This window comes from Arthrobacter sp. SAFR-044, from assembly GCF_059414985.1.
Genome location: NZ_JBPFDN010000003.1, coordinates 329,213 through 340,977, shown reverse-complemented (window position 1 = coordinate 340,977; position 11,765 = coordinate 329,213). Strand labels below are relative to the sequence as shown.

13 protein-coding genes are annotated in these 11,765 nt (G+C 65.1%); 8 read left to right on the top strand and 5 right to left on the bottom strand.

The genetic code is table 11. The features are described 5' to 3' along the window. Positions 1-131 precede the first annotated feature (131 nt). The gene (locus ACR65J_RS06645) at positions 132-608 is read left to right on the top strand and encodes a sensor histidine kinase (protein ID WP_440167190.1); all 477 of its coding nucleotides are present in this window, start codon (positions 132-134) and stop codon (positions 606-608) included. Between the two features lie 102 nt (positions 609-710). Here ACR65J_RS06645 and ACR65J_RS06640 read toward each other — a convergent pair whose 3' ends face one another. Next, positions 711-1,322 carry an NADPH-dependent FMN reductase gene (locus ACR65J_RS06640; RefSeq protein WP_440167188.1) on the bottom strand — a complete coding sequence of 204 codons (612 nt, stop codon included), beginning with the start codon at positions 1,320-1,322 and terminating at the stop codon, positions 711-713. Positions 1,323-1,555: 233 nt separating this feature from the next. Here ACR65J_RS06640 and ACR65J_RS06635 point away from each other — a divergent pair, with 233 nt between their 5' ends. From ACR65J_RS06635 to ACR65J_RS06625, 3 genes are all read left to right on the top strand, one after another. Continuing rightward, positions 1,556-1,708: a hypothetical protein gene (locus ACR65J_RS06635; protein WP_440167186.1), complete on the top strand. Its 153-nt coding sequence runs from the start codon at positions 1,556-1,558 to the stop codon at positions 1,706-1,708. 275 nt (positions 1,709-1,983) lie between these two features. Next, positions 1,984-2,715: a polysaccharide deacetylase family protein gene (locus ACR65J_RS06630; protein ID WP_440167185.1), complete on the top strand. Its 732-nt coding sequence runs from the start codon at positions 1,984-1,986 to the stop codon at positions 2,713-2,715. Positions 2,716-2,854: 139 nt separating this feature from the next. Continuing rightward, entirely contained in the window at positions 2,855-3,823 is a 969-nt protein-coding gene (locus ACR65J_RS06625; protein WP_440167183.1) for an SRPBCC family protein, read from the top strand. A 67-nt stretch (positions 3,824-3,890) separates the two neighbouring features. Here the strand turns inward: ACR65J_RS06625 and ACR65J_RS06620 are convergent, their stop codons facing one another. Then, entirely contained in the window at positions 3,891-5,186 is a 1,296-nt protein-coding gene (locus ACR65J_RS06620) for an MFS transporter (protein ID WP_440167182.1), read from the bottom strand. 16 nt (positions 5,187-5,202) lie between these two features. Beyond that, the gene (locus tag ACR65J_RS06615) at positions 5,203-6,633 is read right to left on the bottom strand and encodes a M20 family metallopeptidase (protein ID WP_440167180.1); all 1,431 of its coding nucleotides are present in this window, start codon (positions 6,631-6,633) and stop codon (positions 5,203-5,205) included. Positions 6,634-6,763: 130 nt separating this feature from the next. Between ACR65J_RS06615 and ACR65J_RS06610 the strand changes: the two genes are divergently transcribed. After that, positions 6,764-7,660, top strand: coding sequence for a LysR family transcriptional regulator (locus tag ACR65J_RS06610; protein ID WP_440167419.1), 897 nt, complete (start codon positions 6,764-6,766; stop codon positions 7,658-7,660). Between the two features lie 11 nt (positions 7,661-7,671). Here ACR65J_RS06610 and ACR65J_RS06605 read toward each other — a convergent pair whose 3' ends face one another. Continuing rightward, the gene (locus ACR65J_RS06605; protein WP_440167178.1) at positions 7,672-8,151 is read right to left on the bottom strand and encodes an Lrp/AsnC family transcriptional regulator; all 480 of its coding nucleotides are present in this window, start codon (positions 8,149-8,151) and stop codon (positions 7,672-7,674) included. Between the two features lie 83 nt (positions 8,152-8,234). Between ACR65J_RS06605 and hisC the strand changes: the two genes are divergently transcribed. From hisC to ACR65J_RS06590, 3 genes are all read left to right on the top strand, one after another. Next, on the top strand, positions 8,235-9,338 hold the full coding sequence (gene hisC / locus ACR65J_RS06600) for a histidinol-phosphate transaminase (protein WP_440167176.1): 1,104 nt from the start codon (positions 8,235-8,237) through the stop codon (positions 9,336-9,338). Continuing rightward, positions 9,335-10,039, top strand: a complete 705-nt coding sequence (locus tag ACR65J_RS06595) for a YitT family protein (RefSeq protein WP_440167175.1) — start codon at positions 9,335-9,337, stop codon at positions 10,037-10,039. Before hisC ends, ACR65J_RS06595 begins: the two co-directional genes overlap by 4 nt. An 84-nt stretch (positions 10,040-10,123) precedes the next feature. Beyond that, positions 10,124-10,765 carry an NADPH-dependent F420 reductase gene (locus ACR65J_RS06590; RefSeq protein ID WP_440167173.1) on the top strand — a complete coding sequence of 214 codons (642 nt, stop codon included), beginning with the start codon at positions 10,124-10,126 and terminating at the stop codon, positions 10,763-10,765. Between the two features lie 57 nt (positions 10,766-10,822). Here ACR65J_RS06590 and ACR65J_RS06585 read toward each other — a convergent pair whose 3' ends face one another. Continuing rightward, positions 10,823-11,737, bottom strand: a complete 915-nt coding sequence (locus ACR65J_RS06585) for an NHL repeat-containing protein (protein WP_440167171.1) — start codon at positions 11,735-11,737, stop codon at positions 10,823-10,825. Positions 11,738-11,765: the final 28 nt, after the last annotated feature.

The window sequence follows — 11,765 nt, the reverse complement described above, 5'->3', positions numbered from 1 at the left end:
GTGTCACGCGCACCGTTCGCCAAGCGCCGCGCAAAATTGATGGGATCTTGAGGCAAACCTTGCCCTCTGCGGACATTGCGGGTCCACGCTGGAGTTATCAAACCAAATCATCTTGCGGGGAGCAGGAAGTCATGGGAAGCAGAACAGCGTTGGACACCGACGTTACAACCGTGGGAGGCGTGCTCACAGACCAGCAGCCGCTGGATTTCCACACGCTGGGGCTGGCAGGGTGCATCGACCGGCTGACGGCACCCCTGCGGCAGCGCGGGACCGCGGTCCATTGGGATACTCCGCACTGGGGCATCGAGATCCCGGCGGATTCCGCGTCCCTCCTGTACCAGTCCGCCCGTGAGGCGCTCAGCAACGCGTTCAAGTACTCGGCGGCGCACACGCTCACTATCCAGCTGGCAGCCGTTGACCACGGCATCCGCCTGGTAGTTGCCGACGACGGCACGGGCTTCGACAGCGATCTCGCCACATGCGGGCGTCACCATGGCTATGGGCTGCGGCTCATGGCGGTCGCCGTTCAGGAAGCCGGTGGTGCGGTGGACATCAGCGCCTCCCCCGGGATGGGTACCAGCGTGACGGTGACGCTGCCGCTGGACTGACCCTAAGCCCGGCCTTGCAGGCGCCAAATACGCCTGCCCATTTACTCGGGTGCCCGCCGTTGCTGGGACGGCGGGCACCCGTATGCCTGGTGGGAAACGGAACTAACGGGAGAGCTTGGCGGCGTCCGGTTCCAGGTCTCCGATGTGGCCCGGTGCGTTTGCGGCCAGGACCCTTGCCACGAAAGCTGCATACTCGTCCATGTAGTGGCGCAGGAACTTGGCGGTGGACTCATCCTTGACCTCGCCGTCGGCACCAAAAACATCCGCCTTGTAGGTGACATAGGCCTCCGGCGCGTTCAGCTGCGGCGCGTCAAGGAAGCTCAGGACACTGCGCATGGAGGACTGCATCACAGCAGTACCAATGCTGCCCGGGGAGGCGCCGATAATGCCGGTGGGCTTGCGGGCAAAGGAGTTGGTTCCCCAGGGGCGGGAACCCCAGTCGATCGCGTTCTTCAGGGCGCCCGGGATGGAGCGGTTGTATTCGGGGGACACAAAGAGGATCCCGTCGGCGGCCTCGATGGCTTCCTTTAGGGCCCGGCCTTCCGGTGGGAAGTCTGCATCGTAGTCGTAGCTGTACAGCGGGAGGTCCTTGATGGGGATCTCGGTGAATTCCAGCGCATCCGGAGCGAGTTTGATCAAAGCCTTGGCCAGGACCCGGTTGATGGAGCCGCTTGCCAGGCTGCCCACGAAATATCCGATCTTGTATGTCGCCATGAGTGATCCTTTCCAACAGCCGGTCCTGCCGGCTGGCTGAGTGTGGCCGGAAATGGTGCCGTCGCGGTACAGGGCGGAGAACGGCGGTTGGTGCTCACTGCGTCATCAGTCCAGCACACAAGGACAGCTGCGGCCAGAGGGTGTGGATGGTGCTTGACAGGCGGGGGTGCGGGGCGCTGAATGAGTGGTGCCGCAAACAAGCCATCCCGGCTCAACAGCTGACAGGAGCAGCCATGACTAAGAATCAGGCCAAGGACGACGACGACCGGGTCCACAACCAGTCGCCCGCCGAAGGGGACCCCGACGCGGACCCGCAGGACCTGCGCATGCACTCCCAGGACCCTGCGGAAGGAGCGGACGACGACGGCGACGCCTCCGAAAAATAAGCCCTTCCGGCGGCAGTTGCAGGACCGTGACCTTGCTGCCCGCACTGGGAGGGTTATGACAGGCCCGGCCGCCAGCTGACCATGGGATTCAGTGTGGCGACAGCCGCCCCTTCTCCTTTGCAGGCAAAGGTCAGGTAACGCCGGGATAACGGTTTTTTTAGGCCGTGAGAAGTTACCCAGTCGACGCATGGCACCTGTTTACACCCCCTTTAAGGCAGCCATAGGGTGCTCACCTAAACAAGGTTGAAAGCAGCCTTGGGAAGGGAAAGAGCACCATGAAGAGCAAAATTGCGGTCATGGCCATGGCTGCCCTGAGCTTGATTCTGGCTCTGGTCGCCGGGGGACCTGCCGCGTCAGCCCAAGCCGCCGACAAACCACTGATCGGCCTGACCTTCGATGACGGGCCTTCCGCCGAGCGCACCGCCTTTGTCCTCGACGTTCTCAAGGAGAAGGGCGTCAAGGCCACGTTCTTCCTCCAGGGCTCCCATGCCCAGCAGTACCCTGACCTCGTCCGGCGGATCAAAGCCGAGGGACATGTGATCGGCAACCACTCCTGGAGCCACGCCAACTTCCCCGACCTGACACAGGCGAACCAGAAGCAGGAAGTTGACCGCACCAATACTGCGATCAGCTCGATCACCGGCACCACACCCGTGCTGATGCGCTTCCCGTTCGGCAACAGCAGCTCCTACTCGCTGAACTACCTTAGGAGAATTGGCATGAGCGGCGGAATCCAGTGGCACTGGGAGGTCGGCGAACCCGGCGACTACGAGTGCCCGGGTGCGGCTGGAGTCCAGAAGTACGTGCTGGATGAGGTTGCCCCGGGTGCAATCATTCTGCTCCACGATGGCAACGATGTCCTGTCCTGCCCCGCCTCCCAATGGAACTACCTGTCCAAGACCATCGACGCCATCCGGGCCAAGGGTTACGACTTCGGCGTGGTGGCGCCGTCTGCCACACCCAGCGCGCTCAACGAGGGCTCCTACGGCGTTGTGGTGGCGCCCTGAGTAAGCCCGCCTTTCGGCGGTTTCACCTTTTTGTCCCGGACCGCTCTGGAATCCGAAGCAGCTAATAGGTATGTTGGTAAGCATGCTGATGATTTTTTCCCTGATTGTCAGTCCCCGGTAACAAAGCGAAGGAGACGTTATGAGCACGAAGGTGGAAAAACGCATTCTGGTGAACGTACCGGTGAGCACCGCATACAACCAGTGGACCCAGTTCGAGGAGTTCCCGCACTTCATGGGCGGCGTCAAGAGCGTCACGCAGCTCAGTGACGACAGGCTGGAATGGGTGGCCGAGATCGGCGGCGTCCGCAGGCAGTGGGAAGCCAAGATCCTGGAACAGGTCCCCGACCGGCGAGTTGCCTGGGCCGCCACCGAAGGCGCAACGAACGCCGGCGCCGTGGACTTCGAGGACGTTGGAGGCGGCCAGACGTCCCTCCGGCTGACCCTCGAGTACGAGCCCGAAGGCCTCATTGAGAAGGTCGGCGACAAACTGAACGTCGTTGACCGGCAGGCGGAATCTGACCTTCAGAAGTTCAAGGAATTCATCGAAGACGAAGGCTATGCCAGCGGCGCCTGGCGCGGATCCGTCAACGCCGGCTCCGCCGTTGGCACCCCCGGGGTTGAACACGCGGGCGCCTCCCGCGGCGACTCCGGCAAAGCCGGGGTTTCCGGCAAGGTAGCCGCGGGAGTAGGCATTGCGGCGGCCGCGGGCGCAGCAGCGGCGATGGCAGCCAGTGGCAACAAGGACAGAACAGAAACACCTGACGTGACGGTCACAGAGACCACTCCCGTGGTCCCGGCCGAGCCGGTCGTTCCCGCAGAGCCCCTCACTACCGGCGCCACCACGGGCGCTGCAGACGCGGGGACGGGCATCTCCGGTACCACGGCAGCAGGCACGACGGCGGCGGCAGGTTCTTCCGGTTCCGTCGCCGACCTGGGCAATGACAGGATCGGGCACGCCTTCGACCAGACCAACGGACTGGTGGACACCACCGGTGAGTCCGATGAGACGCTTGAAGGCGAGAACCTGAGCGCCGGGGAACGGCGCGCGGACGACCGCGGCACCGAGGGCGGCCTGCCGCCCGTCGGCGGCAACCTCGGCGGCCACTGACCCGCACTGACTCACAAGCAAGCGCCGCCCGCCTTCCCCCAAGGCGGGCGGCGCTTCCGCGTGGGGGTTACCGGATTCCGCGCAGTTTCACTCCCGCAGCCAGGGCGGCGAGGCTGATGACCGCAATGACCGCCAGGTAGTATCCCGGGGCGACGGCCTGCCCTGTCTGCTGGACCAGATAGGCGGCGATCATGGGCGTGAACCCGCCGAAGGCCACCACTGCGGTGTTGTAGCTGAAGGAGAGGCCCGTGGCCCGGGTTCGCGGGCTGAAGGCGTCGGACATGACGGACGGCAGCGCGCCAAAGTATGCGGCCTTGAGCAAGCCAAGGACCGCCATGACCAGGGCCAGCACCAGGAAGGACCGGGCGCTGATCACCCACAGGAACAAGGGGACGACGGCGAGCAGCAGCACCACAACGGTGGGCACCATGATTGCCAGCCGGCCAAACTTGTCCGAGAGGTGCCCCACCACGGGCGTTCCGAAGGTCAGGATGACGCCGGTGATGATCAGCGACGTGAAGGAAATGCCCGGCTCGAGCCCGAGTTGCTTGATGGCGAAGGTGGGCATGTACTGCAGGATGAAGTTCAGGGCGGTGGAGACGGCCAGGGCGCCGCCTGCGATCAGCATCCCCACTTTCTGCGTGGCAAACACCTCCCTGACGGGCGAATGTTTGTCGTCCTCCGTCTTTTCGGGTAGGGGCAACTCCTTCATTTCCCTGCGGATCAGGAAGCCGGCGGGACCCACCAGCAGCCCAAACAGGAACGGAATGCGCCAACCCCATTCAGTCATTTGGGCGTCAGAAAGAACCGTAGTGAGGACAGCCACCAGGATTGCGGCCAGCAGGCTGCCAAGGCCCTGGCTGGCGAACTGGAAGCTGCCCAGGAATCCTTTTCGCTTGCCGTTCTGCGCGATGAGGTAGGCGGTGGCGGCGCCGAACTCGCCGCCGGCGGAAAAGCCCTGGATGAGGCGGGCCACGACGATCCCGATCGGGGCAAGGATGCCGATGGTTCCGTAGCCCGGCATAAAGGCCAGGAGCGCCGTCCCCAAGACCATGAGCCGGATGGTGACCGTAAGGCCCTTCTTCATGCCGTGCCGGTCAGCGAAGGAGCCCAACACCAACCCCCCGAGGGGCCGGATCAGGTAGGAGACCCCAAACACGGCAAAGGCCTGGATAAGTTCGACGCCGGGATCGTGGCTCGGGAAGAAATTCCGGCCAATATAGATGGCCAGGAGTGCATAGATGGCCACGTCGAACCATTCCAGCGCGTTGCCGATGGTTGCGGCGACGATTCCCCTGGTGGCGGACTGAGTGCCTTCCGTCTTCACGGAACCGGTCTGGTTCTTTTGCTGCGGGATAGTCATGGGGACTCCAAGGGGTTCAGGAAGCTGGGCTGGCCGGTACGGAAGTTTGAGGACTGCCGCTGCCGGCAGGGGTGGCGGCGGTGCCAAGGTCGAAGAAGAGGCCGGCGGCAACCTGCAGGCCCTCGCGGGCCACCGCCTTGAGGAGATGCTCGTCCGGGGCGTGCTGCTGGCAGCCGGGATGGGAATGCGGAACCCACAGCGTTGGCAGGCCAAGGACTTCGGCGAAGACAAAGCTGGGCAGCGATCCGCCAATATTGGGCAACAGCACAGGTGCCCGCCCGGTGGTCTTGGCGAGCGAGGCCAGGGCCCAGGAAACCCAGGGGCTGCCGGGATCGAGCCGGCTGGCAGGGAAGGAATGGCCCACCGTGATGTCAACCATGCCGAATCCGGCAGCATCGAGGTGGCGCCGGACGGCGGACTCCAGGTTTGCTGTGTCCGTTCCCGGGACGAACCTCAGCTGCAGGCTGGCGCTGGCTGAGCCCGGTATGGCATTGACGGGCTTGGCCGGGTTGCCGGCTCCAAGCGCCAAGACTTCCAGGGTGTTCCAGGCGTACAACCGCTCAGCCGGGCCAAGGGCAGAATCTCCCCAGGTGGGGTCGGACTCGGGGTCACCGGGGTTGGGAACCACATCGATGAGTTCCAAGGCTGCGGCAACCGAGTCCGGGATCCCCGCAGGCAGCAATTCCGGAAGCCGGATGACGCCGTGCCCGTCCACCAGGGAAGCCACCGCAGCTGCCACCGTAGTGGCAGGGTTCCTCAGGAGGCCGCCCCAGTTTCCCGAGTGGTAGGAGCTGCTGCGCAGGTCTGCCGTGAGATTGAAGGTCACACCGCCGCGGGCCCCCAGGAAGACGGTGGGGCTGTCGGCCGCCAGGCGCGGGCCGTCCGATCCAACGAACACGTCGGCCCGCAGGGCATCCCGATACTCACGCGCGAAATCAGCGAGGTCAGGCGAACCAATCTCCTCTGCTCCTTCGAGGAGGAACACCAGGTTGAAGCCCAGCCTCCCGCGCTGCTCAAGGAGCAGCCGCAACGCCACGATGTTGATCCAGTGCTGGCCTTTGTTATCCGCCGACCCCCGGGCATACCAACGGTCCCCCTCATCGCTGAGCAGCCAAGGGCTCCTGCCGTTGGTCCATGCCGCAGCCTGGCCATCCACCACATCCGCATGGCCGTAACAGAGAACTGTTGGCAGGCCGGGGCCTTCCTGCCGCGTCGCCAGCAGGAACGAGTTGTTGCCGCCGCGCCAGGAATCGAAACGCTCAACGGAGCAGCCAAGGGAGGCGAAGGCAGGCTCAATGACCTCATCAAGGTATGACTTCAGTGCAACCCGGCCTTCCGGCGTCGAACTCTCCGACGGGTACGAGACAATCCTTTCCAGGTCGGACTGGAAGCTGCCGGAGTCAACGTACCCCCCCGCTGTCACCGCTAGTTGCTCGCGCTGCTGCATGGATGGTCACCCTTTGATCGTGGAACGTGAGTTCAAAATTAAGGCCGGGGAGCGAAAACGACCAGTATCATTTTGTCGACGAGCTTTGACTTTTATGCAAACCAGTAGGAAGACGGGCCGCCCTTTGAACATGCTCACCCCGGCGCTGCTGTACTTCCATGCGGTTGCGCAGGAGGGCACCCTCACCGATGCGGCTGGAAAACTCCACGTCTCCGCCTCCGCCATCAGCCGGCAAATCAACAGGCTGGAGTCGTCGCTGGGCACACCGCTGTTCAACCGGCACGCGCGGGGAGTGGAACTGACCGAGGCCGGCCGGCTCCTGCTCGCCTATGTCCGCCGGGCGGAGGCGGAAGGGGCAGCCGTGCGCGAAGAGCTCCTGGTGTCCGTGCAGCGAAAGACCCGAACGCTGCGGGTGGCATGCGCCGAAGGATTTGCCCGTGTCTGGGTTCCATCAGCCATCGCATCCTTCAGCAGGCAGCACGACGACGTGGAATTCCACCTTGACGTGGTCTCCTCCTCTGAGGGCACCAGGCGGGTTGCAGAGGGCGAGGCGGATGTTGCGGCGGTTTTCTCCCTGGGACCCCAGTCGAGGGTAACGGTGGAGCACTCCATGCCCACCCCCGTCGCGTTTGCCTTGGTTGCCCCCGGCCACCCCCTGGCGGCCCACCCCCGCGCCACCCTCCAGGACCTGTGCCGCTACAAGCTGGCCATCACCGCCCCGGGATCCAGCCAGCGGGAACTCCTGGACCTCGCCCTGCAGATCGAAGGCCTCACACCGTCGATCACCCTGCAAAGCGACCACATCAACCCGGTGATCCAGTTCGCCCGCTCCGGGACCGGGGTTTCCCTGGTCAGTGGGCTGTCACTGGACCGCCGGGACCGGGAGGACCTGGTGGCCGTTCCCGTTGATCACCCAGTGCTTCGGCAGCGGCAGGGCCAGATCCAGACCATGACCGGCCGGACCCAGCCGGCCATCCTCACCGCCTTCGTGGACGCCCTCATCGACGCCTTGGAGTTGTTCGCCTGAACCAATCCCGGCTACTTGTGGGCTGCTGCCTGCAGCAGCGGCACGGTGCGGGTGGGCATCACTTCCACCAGGGACATGGCGGTGCTGGTACGGACGACGCCGTCGATCGCGAGCATCGCATTGGTGATGCGGTGCAGGTCGGCCGGGTCCCTCGCGGCCACCTTGGCCATAAGGTCGGCATCGCCGGTGGTGGCATGCATCTCGATGATCTCCGGAATAGTCTGCAGGGCCGCCACGGCCAGGTCGCTGGAGGACTGGCTGATGGAAATCGAGATGAAGGCGATGAGCGGCAGGCCCAGCGCCTCAGTCCGCACCCGCTGGCTGAAGGGTGCCAGGCTGCCGTCGTTGGCCAGCCGGCGGAGCCGGGCATGCACGGTATTGCGGGCCACGCCCAGCGTCCGCGAGAGGGACAGGACAGTAGCCTGCGGGTCCCGGTCCAGTGTGAGGAGGATCTCTGCGTCAAGGGCATCAATGAGGTGCACAGTGAGCATTTTGCCACTTCCAAAGACATGAACCGCTGGATCTGTCCTGTGCAATCCGGCCGTGTTGCGCAAACGTCCTGAAGTCCCGCACCATGCTGTCCATGACCAGCACCCTTCCCGAAGCCGCGGCACCCGAGGTCCGCGCCGCCGTCGCCCAGCTTCCCGCTTACGTGGCCGGCAAGAGCGCCCAGTCGGGCCTGACCGCTGCCCTTGCCTCGAATGAAAGCCACTTTCCTCCCCTGCCGTCCGTCGTCGAGGCGATTGCCGCAGAGGCGGGAAGAATCCACCGGTACCCGAGCATGGGCGCGATGGAGGCGCGCGAAGCGATTGCCGCGCACTTTGGCGTCAGCGCTGATGAGGTCGCGGCCGGACCAGGAAGCTCCGGGGTGCTGCAGCAGATCATTTCGGCCGTCTGCGGGCACGGCGACGAAGTGGTGTATGCCTGGCGGTCCTTCGAGGCCTACCCCATCCTGGTGGCGGTGGCCGGCGCCGTTTCGGTCCCCGTGCCGCTGCTGGACGACGAGCACCACGATCTCACCGCCATGGCCGCCGCCGTCACCGACCGGACCCGGCTGGTGATCCTGTGCTCGCCAAACAACCCCACCGGCGTATCCATCAGCCCCGAGGCGCTGGAGGAGTTCCTCCAGTCCGTTCCCCCGCGGGTGCTGGTGGTGCTGGACGAGGCGTACGTCGAGTTCCAGCGCGGCCCCGGCATCGACTCGCTGGACTTCTACCGCCGCTACCCCAACCTCTGCATCCTGCGGACCTTCTCCAAGGCCTACGGACTGGCGGGGCTGCGGATCGGCTATGCCATCGCCCGGCCTGAAATCGCCGAAGGCCTTCGGCGCACGGCCGTTCCTTTTGGCGTCAACAGGATGGCGCAGGCGGCCGCGGTGGCCTCGCTTGCTGCGGAGGAGGAGATCCTTGAGCGCACCGAGGAGGTGGCGCAGGAGCGGACCCGCGTGACCGCGGCCCTTCGCAGCTATGGCTGGGACGTCCCGGACAGCCAGGCCAACTTCTACTGGCTGCGGGCTTCCGACGGGCTGCGCGTGCAACTCCTTGAGGCGTTGACCCAAGCTGACATCCTGGCCCGCGGCTACGCTGCCGACGGCGTCCGGATCACCCTGGCCGATGCCGCCACCAATGACCGCGTACTTGCGGTCCTGGCGGACCGCGGAAAGTTCGCGGCCCAGTGAGCACCCCCACAGAAGCTACCGCCGCAGCCACGGCTGCTGCCGCGTCCACTGCTGCCCCGGGCACGCACCCGGAAGAGCCGACGGCGGGACGTTCCCTGCCGCCGTCGGCCGTCCGCCATTCCGTGGTGGAGGATGTCCTGGGCATTTTGACCGGCACCTTTGCGGCGTCGCTGGGGCTGTTCCTGCTCAAGTCGAGCGGGGCCGTTACCGGCGGCACGGCGGGCCTGGCGCTCCTGCTCAGCTACTCGGTGGCGCTTCCGTTCGGTGTCATCTTCTTCGCCGTGAACCTGCCGTTCTTCGCGCTGGCGGTTTGGAAGAAAGGCTGGAACTTCGCCCTCAGGACAGGCGCCGCGATCACCCTGGTGTCCGTGATGGCCAGCCTGCACCCTGCCGCCCTGGGGTCCCTCCACCTTGACCCGGTGTACGGGGTGATGGGCGGAAACCTGCTCGCCGGCGTCGGACTCCTGATCCTCTTCCGGCACCAGTCAAGCCTGGGCGGCTTCAACATCCTGGCCCTGCTCCTGCAGGAGAAGCTGAACTGGCGCGCCGGGTATGTGCAGATGGTGCTGGACGTGGCCATCGTCCTGGCATCGCTGGTCCTGGTTTCGCCGTTGTTGGTGCTGCTGTCCGCTGCCGGAGCCACCTTGCTTAACCTTATCCTCGCGCTGAACCACCGGCCCGGGCGGTACCTGGGAAGATAGGCACCGGAAAGTAGGCGCGGACCAGCGCTTTTATTCCCCGGAACCGGCTGAAATATCTGTGCAGGGGCGGGTGTTGCCGCCACTATGACAACAATCGGAATCATCGGTGCAGGACATATTGGCAGCCAGGTTGCGCGGAAGGCCGTGGACCTGGGCTACGACGTGGTCATCAGCAACTCCCGCGGGCCGGCGACCCTCCAGGACCTGGTGGCTGAGCTTGGCCCGAAGGCCCGGGCGGCCACTTCAGCTGAAGCGGCAGCCGCGGGGGAGTTCGCCGTGGTGACCGTGCCCCTGAAAAGCTACAAAGACGTCCCGGTTGAGCCGTTGGCCGGCAAGGTTGTGATTGACACGAACAACTACTACTGGGAGCGGGACGGCAGAATCCCCGCCCTGGACAACGGCGAGGCCACCACCTCCGGACTGCTGCAGGAGCACCTGCCGCAGTCAAAGGTGGCCAAGGGCTTCAACCACATCATGGCCAAGGACATCACCACTGACGGGTCGCCCGCCGGCAGTGAAGACAGGCGGGCCCTGGCCACCGCCAGCGACTACCCTGAAGCTGCCGAACTGGTGACCCGCCTCTACGACGAGTTCGGATTCGACACCGTCAACGTGGGCCCGCTCTCCGAGAGCTGGCGCGTGGAGCGGGACCGCCCGGCGTACGTGAAGCGGCAGACCGCGGCCCAGCTGAAGGACAACCTGGCCAAGGCGCCGCGCACCATCTGAACCGCCGTGCCCCAACTGGCTGGCAGTTTCCACTGCCGGCCAGTTGCGCCTTTGGCTCTACTTCCAAGCGGGAAGAAGCACCACTTCGAACGGGCTGGGCGGCTGGTTGAACTGGGCGTTGACGGCGGCGAGCGTGTCTTCGAACAAGGCCACGGTGGTGGGAACGTTGAACGCGTCGCTCTTAAGGGTGTGCCTTATCCCGCCGGACCGCAGGTCGTCGGACAGGTCGATGCGTGCTATCTGGTTCAGTTGGTTCTGGACCGCCCAGACGTTGTCGCCTTGCACCAGGATTCCGTCAACGAACGGGACGCTGATGCCCTCGATGGCTGCGCTTTCGCCTGTTCCAGGGTCAACGGTGTACAGCGCGCTGTCGGCCGTGTGCGCCACGATCAGCACGTCGCCATCCCGGGCTGAGGCGATGCCGTTGAGATTGAAGCCGGGCGTGAGGTCCGCTGCCGGGCCACTCAGTTTCAGGGTCTTCACCGTGCCCAGTTCGCCGTCCCCTCCCACCGGCAGGAAATAAAGTTCCGCCGCGGCTGAGTTGGTAAACCACGCGCCCTCGCTGGTCAGGGTGACGTCGTTGATGAATCCCTTGGCCAGGTCAACATCGGCAACCTGTGCCCCGGTGTCGGTGTTGTAGACGAATGCCTTCCCTGTGTCGGCGCCCGCGACGAACAGCAGGTCATGACAGGTGTCGACCTTCATCCCCGCTGCCGCGCGTCCTGCCGGTGCGTCAATGAAGCGGGTGGCGGTCCTGCTACGGATATCGCCGCGGAAAATATCGCCGGTGGTGAGTTCCCCTGCATAGAAAGTGTTGCCCTCCCCGGCCGCAATGCCCTCGGCGGAGGTGGCGCCGTCGAGCACTATCTCCCCTGAAGGGGGCGCGGCCGACGCCGGAAGGGCTGTGGGGAGGAGCAGTGAAAGCAGGGCGACAAGTCCCGCGGCGGCAGGGCGGCGTACTGTTCGGCGCATGCTGGTTCCTTAGTCTGGTTGATGCGCG

What these genes read in the sequence shown, in the direction of transcription:
- ACR65J_RS06645 (WP_440167190.1), top strand. Translation starts at nt 132, where the DNA reads ATGGGAAGCAGAACAGCGTTGGACACCGACGTTACAACCGTGGGAGGC.
- ACR65J_RS06640 (WP_440167188.1), bottom strand. Translation starts at nt 1,322, where the DNA reads ATGGCGACATACAAGATCGGATATTTCGTGGGCAGCCTGGCAAGCGGC.
- ACR65J_RS06635 (WP_440167186.1), top strand. Translation starts at nt 1,556, where the DNA reads ATGACTAAGAATCAGGCCAAGGACGACGACGACCGGGTCCACAACCAG.
- ACR65J_RS06630 (WP_440167185.1), top strand. Translation starts at nt 1,984, where the DNA reads ATGAAGAGCAAAATTGCGGTCATGGCCATGGCTGCCCTGAGCTTGATT.
- ACR65J_RS06625 (WP_440167183.1), top strand. Translation starts at nt 2,855, where the DNA reads ATGAGCACGAAGGTGGAAAAACGCATTCTGGTGAACGTACCGGTGAGC.
- ACR65J_RS06620 (WP_440167182.1), bottom strand. Translation starts at nt 5,186, where the DNA reads ATGACTATCCCGCAGCAAAAGAACCAGACCGGTTCCGTGAAGACGGAA.
- ACR65J_RS06615 (WP_440167180.1), bottom strand. Translation starts at nt 6,633, where the DNA reads ATGCAGCAGCGCGAGCAACTAGCGGTGACAGCGGGGGGGTACGTTGAC.
- ACR65J_RS06610 (WP_440167419.1), top strand. Translation starts at nt 6,764, where the DNA reads ATGCTCACCCCGGCGCTGCTGTACTTCCATGCGGTTGCGCAGGAGGGC.
- ACR65J_RS06605 (WP_440167178.1), bottom strand. Translation starts at nt 8,151, where the DNA reads ATGCTCACTGTGCACCTCATTGATGCCCTTGACGCAGAGATCCTCCTC.
- hisC (WP_440167176.1), top strand. Translation starts at nt 8,235, where the DNA reads ATGCTGTCCATGACCAGCACCCTTCCCGAAGCCGCGGCACCCGAGGTC.
- ACR65J_RS06590 (WP_440167173.1), top strand. Translation starts at nt 10,124, where the DNA reads ATGACAACAATCGGAATCATCGGTGCAGGACATATTGGCAGCCAGGTT.
- ACR65J_RS06585 (WP_440167171.1), bottom strand. Translation starts at nt 11,737, where the DNA reads ATGCGCCGAACAGTACGCCGCCCTGCCGCCGCGGGACTTGTCGCCCTG.